This window comes from Sphingomonas faeni (assembly GCF_003053745.1).
Lineage (GTDB): Bacteria > Pseudomonadota > Alphaproteobacteria > Sphingomonadales > Sphingomonadaceae > Sphingomonas > Sphingomonas faeni.
Genome location: NZ_QAYE01000006.1, coordinates 291,072 through 310,469 on the forward strand (window position 1 = coordinate 291,072; position 19,398 = coordinate 310,469).

At 65.1% G+C, this 19,398-nt stretch carries 19 protein-coding genes; 15 read left to right on the forward strand and 4 right to left on the reverse strand.

Translation table 11 applies throughout. From position 1 onward, the window contains the following. Positions 1-187: 187 nt before the first annotated feature. Genes C8J25_RS12925 through C8J25_RS12940 form a run of 4 tightly spaced genes read left to right on the forward strand, consistent with a single transcriptional unit; the run spans position 188 to position 3,213 of the window. Positions 188-1,438, forward strand: a complete 1,251-nt coding sequence (locus tag C8J25_RS12925) for a lipoprotein-releasing ABC transporter permease subunit (RefSeq protein ID WP_107954771.1) — start codon at positions 188-190, stop codon at positions 1,436-1,438. Beyond that, positions 1,431-2,144 (forward strand): ABC transporter ATP-binding protein, encoded by a 714-nt coding sequence (locus C8J25_RS12930; protein ID WP_093399625.1) that lies wholly within the window; start codon positions 1,431-1,433, stop codon positions 2,142-2,144. The genes C8J25_RS12925 and C8J25_RS12930 overlap by 8 nt, the downstream gene beginning before the upstream one ends. Continuing rightward, a complete protein-coding gene (locus tag C8J25_RS12935) occupies positions 2,141-2,737 on the forward strand; it encodes a GNAT family N-acetyltransferase (RefSeq protein ID WP_107954772.1) in 597 nt (198 codons plus the stop codon). Before C8J25_RS12930 ends, C8J25_RS12935 begins: the two co-directional genes overlap by 4 nt. Beyond that, positions 2,734-3,213, forward strand: a complete 480-nt coding sequence (locus C8J25_RS12940; protein ID WP_107954773.1) for a glutathione peroxidase — start codon at positions 2,734-2,736, stop codon at positions 3,211-3,213. The genes C8J25_RS12935 and C8J25_RS12940 overlap by 4 nt, the downstream gene beginning before the upstream one ends. Positions 3,214-3,450: 237 nt before the next feature. Here C8J25_RS12940 and C8J25_RS12945 read toward each other — a convergent pair whose 3' ends face one another. Next, on the reverse strand, positions 3,451-4,038 hold the full coding sequence (locus C8J25_RS12945; RefSeq protein ID WP_107954774.1) for an HdeD family acid-resistance protein: 588 nt from the start codon (positions 4,036-4,038) through the stop codon (positions 3,451-3,453). A gap of 106 nt (positions 4,039-4,144) precedes the next feature. Between C8J25_RS12945 and dnaE the strand changes: the two genes are divergently transcribed. Further along, on the forward strand, positions 4,145-7,645 hold the full coding sequence (gene dnaE, locus C8J25_RS12950) for a DNA polymerase III subunit alpha (RefSeq protein WP_107954775.1): 3,501 nt from the start codon (positions 4,145-4,147) through the stop codon (positions 7,643-7,645). Between the two features lie 18 nt (positions 7,646-7,663). Further along, complete coding sequence (locus tag C8J25_RS12955; RefSeq protein ID WP_107954776.1) at positions 7,664-9,256, forward strand: long-chain fatty acid--CoA ligase; 1,593 nt, start codon at positions 7,664-7,666, stop codon at positions 9,254-9,256. A gap of 30 nt (positions 9,257-9,286) precedes the next feature. On the opposite strand, the gene C8J25_RS12960 is transcribed toward C8J25_RS12955, so the two are convergent. Continuing rightward, positions 9,287-11,065 (reverse strand): cation:proton antiporter domain-containing protein, encoded by a 1,779-nt coding sequence (locus tag C8J25_RS12960; protein ID WP_107954777.1) that lies wholly within the window; start codon positions 11,063-11,065, stop codon positions 9,287-9,289. A gap of 72 nt (positions 11,066-11,137) precedes the next feature. On the opposite strand from C8J25_RS12960, the gene C8J25_RS20765 reads away from it, so the two are divergent. Together C8J25_RS20765 and C8J25_RS12965 are read left to right on the forward strand one after the other, a co-directional pair. Next, positions 11,138-11,281: a hypothetical protein gene (locus C8J25_RS20765; protein WP_167397718.1), complete on the forward strand. Its 144-nt coding sequence runs from the start codon at positions 11,138-11,140 to the stop codon at positions 11,279-11,281. Next, positions 11,272-11,586, forward strand: coding sequence for a hypothetical protein (locus C8J25_RS12965; protein WP_107954778.1), 315 nt, complete (start codon positions 11,272-11,274; stop codon positions 11,584-11,586). Before C8J25_RS20765 ends, C8J25_RS12965 begins: the two co-directional genes overlap by 10 nt. 36 nt (positions 11,587-11,622) lie before the next feature. Here the strand turns inward: C8J25_RS12965 and C8J25_RS12970 are convergent, their stop codons facing one another. Next, on the reverse strand, positions 11,623-12,843 hold the full coding sequence (locus C8J25_RS12970) for an NADP-dependent isocitrate dehydrogenase (RefSeq protein ID WP_107954779.1): 1,221 nt from the start codon (positions 12,841-12,843) through the stop codon (positions 11,623-11,625). 142 nt (positions 12,844-12,985) lie between these two features. On the opposite strand from C8J25_RS12970, the gene C8J25_RS12975 reads away from it, so the two are divergent. Together C8J25_RS12975 and C8J25_RS12980 are read left to right on the forward strand one after the other, a co-directional pair. After that, entirely contained in the window at positions 12,986-13,714 is a 729-nt protein-coding gene (locus C8J25_RS12975) for a phosphatidylserine decarboxylase (protein WP_107954780.1), read from the forward strand. Then, positions 13,714-14,559, forward strand: coding sequence for a CDP-alcohol phosphatidyltransferase family protein (locus C8J25_RS12980; RefSeq protein WP_107954781.1), 846 nt, complete (start codon positions 13,714-13,716; stop codon positions 14,557-14,559). The genes C8J25_RS12975 and C8J25_RS12980 overlap by 1 nt, the downstream gene beginning before the upstream one ends. On the opposite strand, the gene C8J25_RS12985 is transcribed toward C8J25_RS12980, so the two are convergent. After that, a complete protein-coding gene (locus C8J25_RS12985; RefSeq protein WP_056489532.1) occupies positions 14,498-14,731 on the reverse strand; it encodes a hypothetical protein in 234 nt (77 codons plus the stop codon). The genes C8J25_RS12980 and C8J25_RS12985 overlap by 62 nt on opposite strands. Before the next feature lie 324 nt (positions 14,732-15,055). On the opposite strand from C8J25_RS12985, the gene rpsB reads away from it, so the two are divergent. The 5 genes from rpsB (at position 15,056) to C8J25_RS13010 (ending at position 19,377) form a co-directional block, all read left to right on the forward strand. Then, positions 15,056-15,910 carry a 30S ribosomal protein S2 gene (rpsB, locus tag C8J25_RS12990; RefSeq protein ID WP_107954782.1) on the forward strand — a complete coding sequence of 285 codons (855 nt, stop codon included), beginning with the start codon at positions 15,056-15,058 and terminating at the stop codon, positions 15,908-15,910. A gap of 89 nt (positions 15,911-15,999) precedes the next feature. Then, a complete protein-coding gene (gene tsf / locus C8J25_RS12995) occupies positions 16,000-16,932 on the forward strand; it encodes a translation elongation factor Ts (protein WP_056055945.1) in 933 nt (310 codons plus the stop codon). Between the two features lie 411 nt (positions 16,933-17,343). Further along, the gene (gene pyrH / locus C8J25_RS13000; RefSeq protein WP_107954783.1) at positions 17,344-18,072 is read left to right on the forward strand and encodes a UMP kinase; all 729 of its coding nucleotides are present in this window, start codon (positions 17,344-17,346) and stop codon (positions 18,070-18,072) included. Between the two features lies 1 nt (position 18,073). Further along, positions 18,074-18,631 (forward strand): ribosome recycling factor, encoded by a 558-nt coding sequence (gene frr / locus C8J25_RS13005; protein WP_056055952.1) that lies wholly within the window; start codon positions 18,074-18,076, stop codon positions 18,629-18,631. 2 nt (positions 18,632-18,633) lie between these two features. Further along, on the forward strand, positions 18,634-19,377 hold the full coding sequence (locus C8J25_RS13010) for an isoprenyl transferase (protein ID WP_208622603.1): 744 nt from the start codon (positions 18,634-18,636) through the stop codon (positions 19,375-19,377). Positions 19,378-19,398: the final 21 nt, after the last annotated feature.

Here is a 19,398-nt window from a genome sequence, read left to right on the forward strand (position 1 = left end):
TGGCGATTACGCAACAGACCAATCTAGACACTTCCGGATCGGGACTAACCCGGCCCTGCACGAGGGGGTGCCGCACGCCGGGCACACCGCCACGCACCGGCCTTAGAACCGGCCCGGCAGTTGCCTCGCAACGGGCCGCGTCCTAGAGCCGCTGCACTCTATCCCTAACGATCGAACCTGGCCGCCCATGATCCTGTCCCGCTACGAACGGATGATAGCCCGCCGCTATCTGCTGCCGGGCAAGGGCGAGGCGTTCATCTTCCTCGTCGCCTCGATCAGCCTGGTCGCGGTCATGCTCGGCGTCGCCGCGCTGGTGATCGTGATGAGCGTGATGAACGGCTTTCGCGCCGAGCTGTTCGACAAGATCGTCGGGCTCAACGGCCATGCGGTGGTGCAGGGCGTCGGCAACCGGCTCCCCGACTGGCGCGAGATCGTCGCCCAGGCGCAGAAGACGCCGGGCGTCACCAGCGCGCTGCCACTGATCGAACAGCCGCTCGCCGCCACCTATAACGGCCGTGCCGAGGCGGTGCTGGTCCGCGGCATGCGCGTCGAGGACATCCGCCGCAATTCGACGATCAGCAACAAGGTGATCATGGGCTCGCTCCAGTCGATTACGCAGGGCAGCGGCCGGATCGCGATCGGCTCACGCCTCGCCGAATCGCTCGGGGCGCAGGTCGGCTCGGAAATCTCGCTGTTCAGCCCGCAAGGCCAGACGACGCCGTTCGGCACCGTGCCGCGGATCGTCAGCTACACGGTCGGCGCTATCTTCGAGATCGGTGTCTATGATTACGACAAGGCGTACATCATCATGCCGATCGAGGACGCGCAGACGCTGCTCCTGATGGGCGACGCGGCCGGCATGGTCGAGCTGAAGACGGTCGATGCGGACCGCGTCGGCGAGATCCTCAAGCCGCTCGCCGACAAGATCGGTGGCAACGCGGTGATCGCCGACTGGCGGACGATGAACGCGCAGCTGTTCGAGGCACTGGCGGTCGAGCGCGTCGCGATGTTCACCGTGCTGTCGATCATCATCCTGGTCGCGGTGTTCAACATCCTCTCGTCGCTGATCATGCTGGTCCGCGCCAAGACCCGCGACATCGCGATCCTGCGAACGATGGGCGCGACGCGTGGCTCGATGATGCGGATCTTCATCGTCGTCGGCACCACCATCGGCGCGCTCGGGACGGTCGCGGGCCTCGTGCTCGGCTTCATCTTCCTGTTCTACCGACAGGGCGTCGTGAACTTCGTCCAGCTCCTCACCGGCCAGAACCTGTGGGATCCGTCGATCCGCTATCTGACCGAACTCCCATCGAAGACCGACCCCGTCGAGATCGTCGTGATCGCGCTGATGGCGCTCGTTTTCAGCTTCCTCGCGACGCTCTATCCGGCCTGGAAAGCGGCGAGTACCGACCCCGTGCAGGTGCTGCGTTATGAATGAAGGCCTCAAAATCGATCGTCAGATCGAGAAGTTCGACGATTACGTCCTCCAGACCAGCGGGCTGACCAAGAGCTTCACGCAGGGCGGCGCGACGATCGACGTCCTCCGCGGTGTCGACCTCGCGATCGCACCGGGCGAGATCGTCGCGCTGCTCGGGCCATCGGGCTCGGGCAAGTCGACGCTGTTGCAAGCCGTGGGTCTGCTCGAGGGTGGCTTCCAGGGATCGATCAGGATCGCCGGCACCGAGGCGGCCAAGCTCAACGCGCATGAGCGGACCGTGGTGCGTCGCGACAGCCTCGGCTTCGTCTACCAGTTCCACCACCTTCTGCCGGACTTCAACGCCACCGAGAACGTCGTCCTCCCGCAGCTCGTCCACGGCGCGACGCGGGTCGAGGCGGACCGGCGGGCAGCGGAATTGCTGACCCAGCTCGGTCTTGGACACCGCCTGACGCACCGCCCGAGCCAGCTCTCCGGCGGCGAGCAACAGCGCGTCGCGGTCGCCCGTGCGCTCGCCAATAAGCCCGCGCTGGTGCTGGCGGACGAGCCGACCGGCAACCTCGACGAGCATACCGCCGACATCGTCTTCGCCGAGTTCATCCGCTTGGTCCGCGAACAGGGCACGGCGGCGGTGGTGGCCACCCACAACGAGCGGCTCGCGGCCCGCATGGACCGCGTGCTGCGGCTGCATGAGGGGCGGCTGGCGTGACCTGGGGCGAGACGCCGACGCTTACCGGGCGTCACGTCACGCTCCGCCCTTTGGTCGCCAACGACATGGACTCGCTCGTCGCGGCGGCGTCGGCGGACAATTTGTGGGACACGTTCTACGCCAACGTTGCGATGATGAAGGCACCCGACCGCTGGCTCGCGGCGGCGCTGCGCGAGCAGGACTTCGGACGGGCGCGACTGTTTGCAGTGGTGGCTGGCGGGACCGTCGTCGGCACCACGCGCTTCATGCGGATGAACGAGGGCAACAAGCGGCTCGAGATCGGCGGTACCTTCTACGCCAAATCCGTACAGCGTACCGGCGTAAACACCGAGGCCAAGCTGATGCTGCTGAACCACGCCTTCGATGCCCTCGGCTGCGAATGCGTCCAGATCCGCACCGATTCACTCAACAAGAACTCCCAGCGCGCGATCGAACGCTTGGGCGCCAAGCGCGACGGTGTGCTCCGCGGGCACCAGGTGATGGCCGACAGCCGCTTGCGCGACACGGTGGTCTACAGCATCCTGCGCCACGAATGGCCCGGCGTGCGTCAGAACCTGGCGTATCTGCTGGCCCGAAACGAGGACCGCCCATGACCGCGATCACCGACTTCACCGTAAAGAACGCCGACGGCACAGCGACTTCGCTCGAACCCCACCGCGGCAAGGTGCTGTTGATCGTCAACACCGCCTCAAAATGCGGCTTCACCCCACAATATGCCGGCCTCGAAGCGCTACATCGCGATTATGCCGATCGGGGTTTCGAAGTGCTGGCGTTCCCTTGCAACCAGTTCGGCGGGCAGGAGCCGGGGGATGCAGCCGAGATCGCCAATTTCTGCACGCTGACCTACGACGTGACGTTCCCGGTCTTCGCAAAGGTCGACGTCAACGGGGCAGGGGCGGACCCGCTGTTCGAGCGGCTGAAGTCCGACGCGCCGGGCGTGCTGGGGTCGAAGGCGATCAAGTGGAACTTCACCAAGTTCCTGGTTGGTCGCGATGGGGTTGTGGTGGATCGCTATGCGCCGACCACCAAGCCCGAAGACATCCGCAAGGATATCGAGAAGCTGCTCTAGCGCCTCGACCTACCACCCCGCACTTTCACTACCACCCCGGCGAAGGCCGGGGCCCAATTGGGGGACGGCAGCGAAGACCGCTGCGCTCCATTACTGCAACCTCTCCAATTGGGCCCCGGCCTTCGCCGGGGTGGCGTATTTGGTGAGGTGGCGGCAAAATTCAAAAGAAGCTTGTTCCCCCCCGAAGGCGGGGGCCCAGACTGGACTCCCGCCTTCGCGGGAGAACATTCTAACGGGTCACACCGAGAAAGCGGGCGCGCCCTTCTTATGCGCCAGCGCGGAAGCAACCGAAGTCACCCCACCAAACAAGAAACTGATCCACAAAACATACCCAGGCAACGTCAACGCCGACCAAGGCAACGTCGCCAGCACGATCACCGCCAGCAATATATTCACCACCCCCAGCGCAATCATCAGCCCCTTGCCGCGCCGAAACCGTGCCCCAAGCCCGATCTCCAGCGCCCCACGCACACCAAGCCAAACCGCAATCAACAACGTCAGCGATATGGCCCCCGTCGCAGGCTCGAACGCCATGATCAGCCCGATCACCAGCGACACCAGCCCAAAGCCAATCGCATAGCCGCGCCCCTCATGCCCCTTGCCGGCAAAACCCGACACGATCGAAACGATCCCGGCCGCAATGAGGAACGCCCCGATCACCAGAGTCGCGGCATAGGTCGCGGAGAACGGCGACGCGAACGCCATGATCCCAAGCACCACCGACAACACGCCATACGCCAGGATCCACCCCCAGCCAGCGCCTGCACGCGGCGTACCCGCAGCCGTGGTTTCGGTATCGGCAAAACGCCCGCGTGGATCGGTCATGAAGAATGCTCCCAGAAGTCCCCGCCGCAACGGCTCGTCGTGTCCGCGGTTCCGACTGGACTCATCCCGGCTGGTCGAATCACGCCGCAGCGCCTACCTCCGGTCGATGCATTCCGGTTACGTCCCCCTCCGCGTTTTCTCCTGCTACACCATGCTCGACGGCGCCATCGATCCGAAAGCGATCGCCAAGCAGGCGCGCGCGCTGGGCTTCCCCGCCGCCGCCCTGACCGATCGCAACGGGCTCTACGCCGCGATGGCCTATTCGGATGCTGCCAAGAAGGACGGCGTCCAGCCGATCATCGGCGTCATGCTCGGCGTCGGCCGCCCCGACATGCCCGACGGCGTCGCGACGCAGTTCGACTGGCTCGCGCTCTACGCGCAGAACATGACCGGCTACGACAATCTCTGCGCGCTCGTCTCGATGGCGCATCTCGGTCGCCCGATCGAGATGCCCGCGCACGTCGATTTCGCCGCGCTCGAACGCCACACCGACGGCTTGATCGCGCTGACAGCTGGTGGCGAAGGCGGTCTCGCCCGGCTGTTCGCGGAAGGCCAGCCCGACCGCGCCCGCGCGTATCTCGACCGCCTGCAAGGCCTGTTCGGCGACCGCCTCTACATCGAACTCTCGCGCCGCAACGACGCGATCGAAACGGCGGCCGAAGCCGACCTCATCGACATCGCCTACGAGCGCAACCTGCCCCTGGTCGCGACCAACCCGTGCTGCTTTACCGAGAGCGCATTCGGCGACGCGCACGACGCCATGCTCTGCATCGCGCACTCGACCTATGTCGAGACCGAGGACCGCATCCGCAGCTGCCCCGAAGCGTGGATGAAACCGGCGAAGGTCATGCACGAGATGTTCGCCGACCTGCCCGAGGCGATCGCCAACACGCTCGTCGTCGCACAGCGCTGCGCGGTGATGGCGCCGTATCGCAAACCGATCCTCCCCAGCCTCGCCGGCGATATCGAGGGCGAGGCCAAGCTGCTCCGCGACGACGCCGAAGCTGGCCTCGAAGCGCGCCTCGCCCGGATCACCGAACTTCACGGCGAAGGCGAGGACGGCTGGCGCGACGTGTACCGCAAGCGGCTCGCGTTCGAGGTCGACGTGATCGTCCAGATGGGCTTTCCCGGCTATTTCCTGATCGTCGCCGACTTCATCAAATGGGCGAAGGACCACGACATCCCGGTTGGCCCGGGTCGTGGTTCGGGCGCGGGCTCGGTCGTCGCATGGTCGCTGACGATCACCGATCTCGATCCGATCAAGCTCGGCCTGCTGTTCGAGCGCTTCCTGAATCCGGAACGCGTGTCGATGCCCGATTTCGACATCGATTTCTGCGAAACCCGCCGCGTCGAGGTGATCCGCTACGTCCAGGAGAAATACGGTCGCGATCAGGTCGCGCAGATCATCACCTTCGGGAAACTGAAGGCCCGCGCGGTGCTCAAGGACACCGGCCGCGTGCTGCAGATGAGCTACGGCCAGATCGATCGTCTCGCGAAACTGGTTCCCAACCACCCGACCGATCCCTGGACGTTGGAGCGCGCGCTGAACGGCGTCGGCGAACTGGCGAAGGAATACGCCAACGACAACGGTGTGCGGAAGCTGCTCGACCTGGCGATGAAGCTGGAGGGCCTGCCACGCCACTCGTCGACGCACGCCGCTGGCGTGGTAATCGGCGACCGGCCCTTGGCGCAGCTCGTGCCCCTCTACCGCGATCCGCGCTCCGACATGCCCGTCACGCAGTTCGACATGAAATATGTCGAGGGTGCCGGCCTCGTGAAGTTCGATTTCCTCGGGCTGAAGACGCTGTCGGTGTTGCAGAAGGCGGTGCAACTGCTCGCCAAGCGCGGCGTAACGGTTGATCTCGAGGCGCTCGAATGGGACGATGCGGGCGTCTACGCGCTCCTGCAAAAGGGCGACACCGTCGGCGTGTTCCAGCTCGAATCCGAAGGCATGCGCCGCACGCTGTCCGCGGTCCGCCCGTCCAATTTCGGCGACATCATCGCGCTCGTGTCGCTGTATCGACCGGGCCCGATGGACAACATCCCGTCGTTCGGCCGCCGCAAGAACGGCACCGAGGCGATCGACTATCCGCACCCGCTGCTCGAACCGATCCTGTCGGAAACCTACGGCATCTTCGTCTACCAGGAGCAGGTCATGCAGGCCGCGCAGGTCCTTGCCGGCTTCTCGCTCGGCGGCGCCGATCTGCTGCGCCGCGCGATGGGCAAGAAGGTGAAGGCCGAGATGGACGCGCAGCGCGCGGGGTTCGTCGAGGGTTGCCTGAGCGTCAACGGCATCAAGAAGGCCGAGGCGAACGCACTGTTCGACTTGATCGACAAGTTCGCCGGCTACGGCTTCAACAAAAGTCACGCCGCCGCCTACGCGCTGCTCGCCTACCAGACCGCGTGGTTGAAGGCGCACCACCCGCACGAATTCTTCGCCGCCTCGATGTGCTACGATTTGCACCAGACCGACAAGCTGGCGATCTTCACCGATGACATGCGCCGTCTCGGGATCACCGCGTTGCCGCCGTGCATCAACGCGAGCCAGGCCGAGTTCGATGTCGAGGTCCTGCCCGACGTCGAGGATAACAACCTCGCCGTCCGCTACGCCCTCGGCGCGTTGAAGAGCGTAGGCGAAGGCGCGATGGAGAAGCTCATCGTCGAGCGCGTCCAGAACGGCCCGTTCGCGGGCCTCGACGATCTCGCCAAGCGAGTCGACCCGCGCCTGCTCAACAAGCGCCAGCTCGAGACGCTCGCCGCCGCGGGCGCGTTCGACGGCATCGACCAGAACCGCGCCGGCATCCACGCCACCGCCGAGACGATCCTCGCGATTGCCGCGCGCACGCACGAACAGAAGACCAGCGGGCAGGGCGGCCTGTTCGGTGATGCGGAACCCGCCGGCGACGCGATCAAGCTCCCCCCCTCGGTCCGCTGGACGCTCAGCCAGCGCATGGATCAGGAGAAGGAGGCGTTCGGCTTCTATTTCTCCGCGCACCCGGTCGATCGGCATCGCCACATCGCGGTCAGCCACGGCGCCCGCGCCTATACCGCACTGTCCGAGCTCAACATCCCCGACGACGGCAGCCGCGCCGGCGCGACGATGGCGGTGCTGGTCGAAGACGCGCGCTATCGCACCTCCGCACGCGGCAAGCGTTTCATGATGGCGCAATGCTCCGACGCCAGCGGTCAGTTCATGGCGACCTGCTTCGACGACCAGGTCTCGAAGGACCTGGAAGAGGCGGCCAAGGCCGGCGGCTGCGGCCTCATCACCGTCGAGCTCGACCGCAAGCCTGGCGAGGATACGCCGCGCGTCAGCATCAAGCGCATCCAGCCCTTCGAAGGCCTCGCCAACCTCGCGCGTTTCCAGGTGGTCGTGACGATCTCCGAGATGACCGCGTTCGCAGGCCTTGCCTCACTGCTTGCCGAACACCGCGGCGCGCGTGGCGAGGTTCGCGTCCGCGCGCAATTGCCCGATGGCGAAGTCTGCATCCTGCTGGGTCGCGACTTCCTGCTCGACGGAGAGCTTGTCGAGCACATCGAGTCGTTGCACGGTGTCGCCAAGGTGGAGATGAAGACCTCGGAAACGAGGCTCGCTCTGGTCGGTTAACAGCTTGGGAGAGCATGAATGCTCGGTGGAATGCAGGATTTCGAGCTTCGTGTTCCCCGCCTGATAGACCACGCGGCGAGAGAGCATGGCGCGAGGGAACTCGTCAGCTACTGGGCCGACGGTCGCGAGACCCGCACCAACTGGGCCGGCATCGCGCGCGACGCGCGCAAACTGGCTCAAGCGCTCGAAAAATTAGGCGTAGCGCCCGGCGACCGGGTCGCGACGCTGGCGATGAACCACGCGCATCACCTCGTCGCCTGGTACGGCACGATCGGTATGGGCGGCGTGATCCACACGATCAACCCGCGCCTGTTCGACGAACAGCTCGTCTATATCGCCAACCACGCCGAAGACCGCGTAATGCTCTACGACAAGGCGTTCCAGCCGCTGGTCGATCGCCTGCGGGGGCAGTGGGGCAGCATTAGCCACTACATCTGCTTCGATGACCTGGGACCTGACGGCTTCCAGGCGCTCCTCGACGCCGAGGACGGCGACTATGAGTGGATTGAGGGCCCCGAGCGCGAGCCGTGCATGCTCTGCTACACCAGCGGCACCACCGGCAATCCGAAGGGTGTGCTCTATACGCACCGCTCGACGCTGATCCACGCGATGGCCGAAGTCGCGCCGTGGGTGTTCGATCTTTCCCCCAACGCGGTCGTGCTCCCGGTCGTGCCGATGTTCCACGCCGCCGCCTGGGGCCTGCCGTTCGCCTGCGCACTATCGGGGGCGAAAGTCGTTTACTCCGCGGTCAACGATCCGGCCGTGCTGTGCCGCCTGATGAACGACGAAAAGGTGACGCACTCCGCCGGCGTGCCGACCGTCTGGCTCGCCATGTTCGGCCACATGGACGCGACCGGTGACGCGCCCGCGCACCTGCGACTGGTCACGATCGGCGGCTCGGCCGCGCCGCGCGCGATGATCGAGCGGATCATGGGAATGGGCGCGACCGTCAAGCACCTCTGGGGCATGACCGAGACCTCGCCGATCGGCACCGCCGGCTTCGCGCCCCCGCACTGGGACGACATGAGCCACGAGGAGAAGCTGGACCTCGTCGGCAAGCAGGGCAGCGTCCCGTTCGGCATAGAACTCCGCATCATCGACGACGAAGGCACGGTGCTAGCCCGCGACGGCAAGGTCGCCGGCAGGTTGCAGGTCCGCGGCCCCTGGGTGGTCCAGCGCTATTTCGGCGCCGACGAGGATGCGGTCGACGCGGACGGCTGGTTCGACACCGGCGACGTGGCAATGCTTCACGTCGATGGCACGATGCAGATCACCGACCGCTCGAAGGACGTCATCAAGTCCGGCGGCGAATGGATCAGCTCGGTCGATCTCGAGAACGCCGCCGTAGGTTGCCCCGGCGTCGCGGAGGCGGCGGCGATCGGCATCCACCATCCGAAATGGGACGAGCGCCCGCTGTTGCTGGTAGTCCGCAAACCCGGCAGCGACGTCGGAGAAACCGAGATCCGCGAACACCTGGCCAAGCACGTCGCCAAATGGTGGCTCCCCGACGCGATCGTGTTCGTCGACGATCTGCCGCACACCGCGACGGGCAAGTTGCTCAAGACCGCCCTTCGCGAACGGTTCAAGGATTTCGCGCTCGCGTCGGCCTGACCGGTCTTCAAGCGACTCCCGACGCGGCACTCATGCCGCGCGGGGCGTCCGCTTGGCTTTTCTGATCCGCGGTTCGACCAGCATGTCAGCCGCCGCCTTGATCTCCTGCCGAAGCTCGTCGCGCTTCTCGTGGATCGAGGCGATGACGGGGCCCATCGCCACGCCGAGATCGACCAGCACCGCCTCGGCCAGTTGCAGCGAACTCTCCAGCGTTTCCGGCACCGCGTCGGTGACGCCTGCGCGGTACAGCTCGGCTGCATGCGCCGTATCTCGCGCACGCGCCACGATCGGCAGGTCCGGGGCCAAAGCCCGCACCCGCCTCGCCAGGCGTACCGTCAGCACCGGATCGTCCATCGTCAGGATCAACGCCTTGGCGGTATGCAGCTTCAGCCTGTCGACCAATTCCGCGCGTGCCACGTCGCCGAACAGCACCGGATGTCCCTGCGCTCGCGCTGCTTCGACCGAGTCGATATCCGCCTCGACCGCGACGTACTTCTGCCCGTGAACCGCGAGCATGTCGGCGACCATCCGTCCGACCCGACCAAAGCCGATCACTACGGTACCAGGGCCCTCGTCGTCGATCTCTATATCGCCGGCATCGGCACCCGACCGGCTTTCGAGTTGACGCGAGACGGTGCGGCCGAGCTTTGCCAGCAGCGGCGTGATCGTCAGCCCGATCGCAGTGACGGTCTGCCAGAAAGCGGCGGTCGACGGCAGGATCAACTGCGCCTGCGCGGCCGTCGCAAGCACGATCAGCGTCGTCTCGGAAGGGCTACCCATCAGCAAGCCTGTCTCGGCCGCGACCCCGCGCCGCGAATTGGCAACCCGCAGGAACAGGAACGTGACGATCGCCTTGGTCGCCACCACGCCCGACACCGCGAGTAGCAGCGATGGCCAGTTTTGCGCGATCAGCCGGAGGTCGAGGCTCATGCCCACGGTGATCAGGAACACGCCGAGCGCTAGGCCCTTGAACGGCGCGGTGATGACCTCGACCTCGCTGTGATATTCGGTCTCGGCGATCAGCAGTCCCGCGAGCAGCGCGCCGACGATCGGCGACAGCCCGGCGGCCGTTGTCGCGACGCTCGCGACGATCACCACCAGCAGCGACGCGGCGAGAAACAGCTCAGGGCTCTTGGTCCGCGCAGCCTGTCCGAACAGCCGGGGGAGGACGACCCGCCCGCCGATATACATCGCGATGACGGTCAAGCCGCCGCGCAGCGCCACGCCGGCGATGTTCGACCAGCCGTCTGCACTCGCAGTTGGGGCCAGTGCACCAAGCACGAAGATGATGGGGACAAGCGCCAGATCCTCGAACAACAGCATAGCGAAGGCACCACGCCCGACCGCACCCGTCGTGCCCACAAGTGGCAGGACTAATGCTGTCGAGGAGAGCGCGAGCGCGAACCCGAGCCCCATCGCGCCCGCCCATTCCTGGCCGATGAAGTGCAGCGCCGTGCCGATGATCAGCGCCGAGCCGATCAGTTCGGCGGCGCCGGTGCCGAACACCAGTCGCTTCATCGACCATAACCGCTTGAACGAGAGTTCGAGGCCGATCGAAAACAACAGCAGGATGATCCCGAACTCGGCGAACGGTTCGATCGATTCCGGGTTGGAGATGGTCAGGTAATACAACCACGGCGCGGAGCCGGTGAGCGAGCCCAGGCCCGCGGGACCGACCAGCAGGCCGACCAGAATGAAACCGATGACGGGGCTGACCCGGAACCGCGCGAACGCGGGAATGACGAGGCCCGCCGCGCCGAGAATGACGAGCGCGTCACTGAAACCTTGATTGTCGAGCCGTAATGCCATGCTACGCTTAGACCAGCCTTGCGGCGAGGCGGCTAGGCTGTTTGTGTCGTAGAGGGGCGAAACGCCATGCACATGCGAACACCGAAACGGGCATGGACGCTATGGATCGTCGGGCTCGCGCTGGCCTGCGCGCTGATCCCGCTGATCATGTACCACGGCCATCTCTATTATGCGGAGGGCGGGGCACGAGCATCGACGGTCCGGGGATGCTTTTGACGTCTGCGATCCTCACAAGCCCAGGCTGGGGCGCGACGTGGCTGACGATCATCGCGCTGTACCTTGTCGGCTATCGCGGGGCGGGACCGTTGACGCTGGGCGTCGGTACCAATTTCTCATCGATCCTGTTGTCGATTATCGCATTCGCTCTGACCGGGCTTTTCCTGTGGCTCGCGTGGACCCGGGTCGAGTTCTGGAAACCTTCACGCATACCGTTCACGGCGCATCTGGTCGGCTGCGCCGTCTATTTCCAGTATCTCCGCGCCGCCGGCGTCAACCGCAGCGTACGCGTCGGATCGGAATGAACGGACCGGGCGGTATTGCACCGCCCGGTCGTCAGATCAGGCCCAGTTGGCCATTTCGGTCTCGAGGTTCGAGCGGACCTGTTCGAAGAACTGCTCGGTGGTCATCCAGGGCTGGTCGGGGCCGATCAGGATCGCGAGATCCTTGGTCATGTGGCCGTTCTCGACCGTCTGGATGCAGACGCGCTCGAGCGTCTCGGCGAACTTCGTCACGTCGGGCGTGTCGTCGAACTTGCCGCGATACTTGAGGCCACCGGTCCACGCGAAGATCGACGCGATCGGGTTGGTCGAGGTTGCTTTGCCCTGCTCGTGCATGCGGAAGTGGCGCGTGACGGTGCCGTGCGCCGCCTCGGCCTCGACGGTCTTGCCGTCCGGGGTCAGCAGGATCGAGGTCATCAGGCCGAGCGACCCGAAGCCCTGTGCGACCTGATCCGACTGAACGTCGCCGTCATAGTTCTTGCAGGCCCAGACGAACTCGCCGTTCCACTTCAGTGCAGAGGCCACCATGTCGTCGATCAGGCGATGCTCGTAGACGATGCCGGCTTCCTTGAACTTGTCCTTGAACTCGGCCTCGAACACCTCGGCGAACAGGTCCTTGAAGCGGCCGTCATAGGCCTTGAGGATCGTGTTCTTGGTCGACAGGTACACCGGCCACTTCAGGTTGAGGCCGTAGTGCATCGACGCGCGTGCGAAATCGCGGATCGAGTCGTCGAGGTTGTACATCGCCATCGCGACGCCGGCCGACGGGAACTGGAATACCTCGCGGTCGATAACCGTGCCGTCGTCGCCTTCGAAGACGAGGCGCAGCTTGCCCGGACCCGGGACCAGATAGTCGGTCGCGCGGTACTGGTCGCCGAATGCGTGACGGCCGACGACGATCGGGTGCGTCCAGCCCGGGATCAGGCGCGGGACGTTCTTGATCACGATCGGCTCGCGGAAGATGGTGCCGCCGAGGATGTTGCGGATCGTGCCGTTGGGCGACTTCCACATCTTCTTCAGGCCGAACTCGGTGACGCGCTGCTCGTCGGGGGTGATCGTCGCGCACTTCACCGCGACGCCGTGCTTCTGCGTGGCGAGCGCGCTGTCGATCGTGACTTGATCGTCGGTCGCGTCGCGATGCTCGACGCCGAGATCGTAATAATCGAGCTGGATGTCGAGATACGGCTTGATCAGGCGCTCGCGGATCCATTCCCAGATGATCCGGGTCATCTCGTCGCCATCGATCTCCACGATCGGATTCTTTACCTTGATCTTCGCCATGTGCGCGTCCTTCGGGGGAGGGGTTTGAGGAGCGTCTAGGGGAGCATGCCGCAGCGATCAACCGTTCGCCAACCACTGGTCCTACAAGGAAAAGCCGGTTCATCGTTGTATCGCGCGTCGTGCACGGATAGACCCGCGGGTTATGGCATCGCTCGACAAGCCGCCCGTCACGACCTCCACGGTCAAATGGCGATTTCCCGCAGTCCATCCGGAGGGCCACAAATACGTCGCGATCGCGACCGGCATCACGCTGCTGCTGACGATTCTCAGCCACGTGCTGTTCTGGCCGATGGTCGGCGTCGTGATCTGGGTCGCGACGTTCTTCCGCGATCCGATCCGCACCACCCCACAAGGCGAAGGCCTGATCGTCGCGCCTGCGGACGGGCTGATCACGATGATCCAGCGCGTGCCGATCCCGCGCGAGCTCGCCGGCGATAACGGCCTCGGCGATGCGCCGCTGGTGCGCGTGTCGATCTTCATGTCGGTGTTCGACGTGCACATCAATCGCACGCCGATCGCGGGCACGATCCGCCAGGTGGTCTATATCTCAGGCAAGTTTCTCAACGCCGACCTCGACAAGGCGAGCGACGAGAACGAGCGCCAGCATTTTGTCGTTGAAGATCGCCACGGCATGCGGATCGGCTTCACCCAGATTGCCGGCCTGGTCGCGCGCCGCATCCTCGGCTTCGTGAAGGCCGGCGACATGGTCGCGGTCGGCCAGCGCATCGGCCTGATCCGGTTCGGTAGCCGAGTCGACGTATACCTGCCCGATCATGTCGTGCCACAGGTGTGCCTCGGTCAGCGTAGCATCGCGGGTGAGACCGTGCTCGGTCGCGTCGGTGGCGTTCCGGTCGGTGGTATCGCGCAGTGATGGACCGCGACGGTTCGACCGATCCGATCGAAGAGCGGGGCCGGGGGAGGTTCGGTCGCACACGTCGGGCACCACGCGGCCTCCCGCTGCGCGCCGTCGCTCCCAACGCCGTTACCGCGCTAGCCCTGTGTTCGGGCCTGAGCGGCGTCCGGTTCGCGATCGGCGGGCAGTGGGAAAGCGCCGTCGCGATGATCATGGTTGCGGGCGTGCTCGACGGCCTCGATGGTCGGATCGCCCGGATGCTGCACGGCGAAAGCCGGTTCGGTGCCGAGCTCGATTCGCTGTCCGACGCTATCTCGTTCGGCGTCGCGCCTGCGTTGATCGTCTATCTCTGGTCGCTGACGGCGTTGCCGCGTGTCGGCTGGATCTGCTCGCTGATCCTCGCCGTGTTCTGCGCGCTGCGTCTCGCGCGCTTCAACGCCAAGATCGACGAGAGCCACCAACCGCACAAGTCCGCGGGTTTTCTAACCGGCGTTCCGGCTCCGGCAGGTGCTGGCTTAGCGCTCATGCCGATGTTCTTCTGGTTCTGGACCGATGAACCCAAGTTCGCGTCGCCGTATTTCGTCGCGCCCTGGGTCGCGTTCGTCGCACTGCTGATGGTGTCGAGTATCGCCACCTATTCGTGGAGTTCGGTCAAGCTCCGTAGTAACATCCGGTTCGAGGCCATCGCGCTCGTCGTGCTGCTCGGCGCCGCCATCGTGAGCGCGCCGTGGCATACGCTCAGCATCATCTGCGTGCTGTACCTGCTCTCGATGCCGTTCAGCATCGCGGGTTACGCAAAGATCAGGCGGCAGCGTTCCAGCGGCGGGCGGGCACCGGAGCCGACGTCGAAGCCCAGCGCCTGACTGCAATCCGGCGCTCCGCAACGGCCAGTGTGCGGAGTGGCTGGAACGCGGGCTCGACGTTGCCCATCGCGAGGCGGACGATACGATCCCACTGCGGCGCGATCGACGAGACGATCATCATGCCCGCGACCGCGAATGCACCAGCAAAAACCATGAAGCTCAGAACCAACATCACGTCCGCCTTCCTATGAGTTGCGAACAAATTCCTAATATCCGCAAACACTTGGTCAGAAACATCGTTCCACTCGTCGCATTTCGAATCCCGTCATGCCGGGGTGATTCCGCGCCGAGTCGAACATCTGTTCCCGTCTGAGCCCTTTATGTTCTCATTGCGTTCCTTGAGTCAAGTGGGCTTGCGCGATTGCTTTTCGAATAGAGCCACGCTAAGGGCCGCGCCTCTAACCCCGCATGGGAGGCATCATAGCCCGGTGCGTCACGGTCATTCGGCCACGACGTCATCCGCTTCCCAGAGGCACAACCGGAAGGATATATCCCTATGGCGGCTCCAGTCGTCTCCATGCAGCAGCTCATCGAAACGGGCGCGCATTTCGGCCACCAGACTCATCGGTGGAACCCCAAGATGAAGCCTTACATCTTCGGTGATCGTAACGGCGTCCACATCCTCGACCTTTCGCAGACCGTGCCGCTGTTCGCGCGCGCGCTTGAGTTCGTCTCGTCGGCGGTTGCCGGTGGTGGCAAGGTCCTGTTCGTCGGCACCAAGCGCCAGGCGCAGGAGCCCGTCGCAGACGCAGCGCGTCGTTCGGGCCAGCACTTCGTCAACCATCGCTGGCTGGGCGGCATGCTCACCAACTGGAAGACCATCTCGGGTTCGATCAAGCGTCTCAAGACGCTTGAGGAAATGCTGTCGGGCGACACCGTCGGCCTGACCAAGAAGGAAGTCCTTCAACTCACCCGCGAGAAGGACAAGCTCGAGCTTTCGCTCGGCGGCATCCGTGACATGGGCGGCATTCCCGACGTGATGTTCGTGATCGACGCGAACAAGGAAGAGCTGGCGATCAAGGAAGCCAACACGCTGGGTATTCCCGTCGTCGCGATCCTCGATTCGAACGTGTCGCCGGACGGCATCGCCTTCCCGGTTCCCGCGAACGACGACGCAGCCCGCGCCATCCGCCTGTACTGCGAGGCGATCGCGATCGCAGCGACGCGCGGCGGCCAGGAGCAGCAGCGCCGCACCGGTGCCGACATCGGCGCGATGATCGAGCCGCCGAAGGAAGAGGCGTTGAGCGCAGACCCCGTCGTCGAGGCATCTGCCGACACGACCGAGGCTGCGGCGAACGCCGACATTGCTGCCGAGCTGGCAGCCGAGGGTGAGCGCCAGATCGACGCATAAGCGTCGTCGCCGAACCGTCATGCGGGCGGGGTAGGGCGAAAGCTCTGCCTCGCCCGCAACCATATTCAGACCTAAAAAGGATTAGAGACATGGCCGATATCACGGCAGCGATGGTCAAGGATCTGCGCGAGAAGAGCGGCGCGGGCATGATGGATTGCAAGAAGGCGCTGAGCGAGAACGCCGGCGACATGGAGCAGGCGATGGATTGGCTGCGCACCAAGGGGCTCGCAGCCGCCGCCAAGAAGTCCAGCCGCACCGCGGCCGAGGGTCTGGTCGGCGTCGCCGTGTCGGGCACCAAGGGCGCCGCGGTCGAAGTCAATTCGGAGACCGATTTCGTCGCGAAGAACGACCAGTTCCAGTCGTTCGTCCGTGACGTCACGCAGATCGCGCTCGCAACGGGCGGCGACATCGAGGCTCTGAAGTCGCAGGCGATGCCATCGGGCAAGACCGTCGAGGAAGTCCTGACAAACAACGTCGCGACGATCGGCGAGAACCAGTCGCTGCGCCGCTCGCGCACGCTGGAAGTCAGCAAGGGTGCGGTCGTTCCGTACATCCACAATGCAGCGGCCCCCGGCCTCGGCAAGATCGGCGTACTCGTCGCGCTTGAGTCGGAGGCTTCGGACGAGGTTCTCCAGGCGCTCGGCAAGCAGCTCGCGATGCACATCGCAGCCGCGTTCCCGAAGGCGCTCAACGAAGCAGACCTCGACGAGTCCGAGATCGAGCGCGAGCGCGCGATCGCGACCGAAAAGGCCGCCGAGTCGGGCAAGCCTGCCGACATCATCGCCAAGATGGTCGAGGGCGGCATCGCCAAGTACCGCAAGGAGCACGCCCTGGTCAGCCAGCTGTTCGTGATGGACGGCAAGACCAAGATCTCCGACGTCGTCGCCAAGGCCGGCAAGGATGCGGGCGCCGAGATCAAGCTGGTGGACTATGTCCGCTTCCAGCTCGGCGAAGGCATCGAGAAGGAGCAGTCCGACTTCGCAGCCGAGGTTGCTGCTGCATCGGGCGTGCCCCAGGCATAAGCCGACTTCCTCCCTCGCCCCTCCGGGGAGAGGGAAGGGGCCCGCCGCGCTTGGGGTGGGAAGGGTGAGGGGAGTGGTGAGGTCTCGAACCTCACTCCCCCTCATCCGGCCCTACCGGGCCACCTTCTCCCCGAGGGGAGAAGGACGATGAGGTATCCGTTCAGGCTGCCTCGTCATCCTCGCGAAGGCGGGGATACATACACTCCGACGCCGGTGATCTCTCGAGACGCCAGCCCAAACGGGTTCCCGCCTCCGCGGGAATGACGATAATTCTCTGGTGCGCGAGTTTCGCGAACGAGGATTTTCCGTCCGATCTCCATCGAGTTTCGATGCACGCGCCGCACAGCGCTTCACATCCCGGGCCTCGCCGCCTAAGGTCCGCGCCGCCCCGCCAATCACAATTCGAGATTTATGACGCCTCCGCGCTACAAACGTATCCTGCTGAAACTGTCGGGCGAAGTCCTGATGGGGCCGTCGGGTCTTTCGATCGATCCGACCGTCACCGCGCGCGTCGCGCAGGAGATCGCGGACATCAAGGCCAAGGGCTACGAGATCTGCATCGTCGTCGGTGGTGGCAACATCTTCCGCGGCATGGCGGGCGCGGCACGCGGGATGGACCGCGCGACCGGCGATTACATGGGCATGCTCGCGACCGTGATGAACGCGCTCGCCGTGCAGAACGCGCTCGAGCAGATCGGCGTCGACACGCGTGTCCAGTCGGCGATCCCGATGGCGTCGGTCTGCGAGCCGTTCATCCGTCGTCGCGCCGAGCGTCACCTGGAGAAGGGCCGCGTCGTGATCTTCGCCGCCGGCGTCGGCAGCCCCTATTTCACCACCGATTCGGGCGCCGCGCTGCGTGCTGCCGAGATGAAGTGCGATGCGCTGTTCAAGGGCACTTCGGTCGACGGCGTCTATAACGCCGACCCGAAGACACACCCGGACGCGGTGCGCTACGAGACGGTTACGTACAGCCGCGTGCTGTCCGACGACCTCAAGGTCATGGACGCGAGCGCGATCGCGCTGTGCCGCGACAACAACATCCCGATCGTCGTCTTCAACATCCGCGAACCCGGCAATCTCGCCGCGGTCCTAGCCGGTGATGGCGTGTCGACGATCGTCCAGAACGAGCAGGAGCTTTAAGATGGCCGCATACGACAAGACCGACCTCGAACGCCGCATGGCGGGTGCCGTCGAAGCGCTGAAGAGCGATCTCGCAGGCCTGCGCACGGGCCGTGCGTCGACCGCGCTGCTCGATCCGGTGATGGTGACGGTGTATGGGTCGTCGATGCCGCTGAATCAGGTTGCGACCGTGTCGGCGCCCGAGCCGCGGATGCTGTCGGTGCAGGTCTGGGACAAGTCGAACGTCGGCCCGACCGACAAGGCGATCCGTTCGGCCGGCCTCGGGCTCAACCCGATCGTCGACGGCCAGACGCTGCGCCTGCCGATCCCGGACCTGACCGAGGAGCGCCGCAAGGAGCTCGCCAAGCTGGCCGGCCAGTATGCCGAGAAGGCGCGCATCGCGGTCCGCAACGTCCGTCGCGACGGGATGGATTCGCTCAAGGTCGACGAAAAGAAGGGTGTGTTCGGCGAGGACGAGCGCAAGCGTCACGAGACCGAAGTGCAGAAGCTGACCGACAGCATCATCGCCGAGCTCGATGCGACCGCGACCGCCAAGGAAAAGGAAATCCTGGGCAAGTGAGATTGCAGGCCTCCTCGGCCGCGCCGCTCGCTGCTGTTCCTGTGGGCGGCGCGGTGCCGCGTCATGTCGCGATCATCATGGACGGCAATGGCCGCTGGGCGAAGAAGCGGTTCCTGCCGCGCTTCGCCGGGCACAAGGCCGGCGTCGAGGCGGTACGCAAGGTGACGCGCGCGGCGCGCGCGATGGGGATCGAGGCGCTGACGCTTTACGCGTTCTCGTCGGAGAACTGGCGGCGTCCGGCCGAGGAGGTCAGCGACCTGATGGGTTTGCTGCGGCATTTCATCCGCAGCGACCTCGACGAACTCGCGCGCGAGAACGTCCGGCTGCGCGTGATCGGCGATTATCACAGCTTCTCGCCCGATCTAGTGGCGATGGTCGATGACGCCATTGCGCGGACTGCGGGGAATAGCGGGCCGATCTTGGCTATCGCATTGAATTATGGCGCGCATGCCGAGTTGGTGACCGCCGCGCGGCGACTGGCGGAGCGGGCGCGTGATGGCGGGCTGGACCCGGCGGATATCGATGTGGCGACGATCGAGGCGGAACTCGACACGCATGACCTGCCACCGCTGGATCTGATGATCCGGACGTCGGGCGAGCAGCGCTTGTCGAACTTCCTGTTGTGGCAGGCGGCGTATGCGGAGCTCCTGTTCGTCGACACGCTCTGGCCCGACTTCGACGCGGCCGCGCTCGCGGATGCGGTTGCGGCGTTTGGTCAGCGTCAGCGCCGCTACGGTGGTCTGTGAGCCTTACCGATCCTGAAAAGG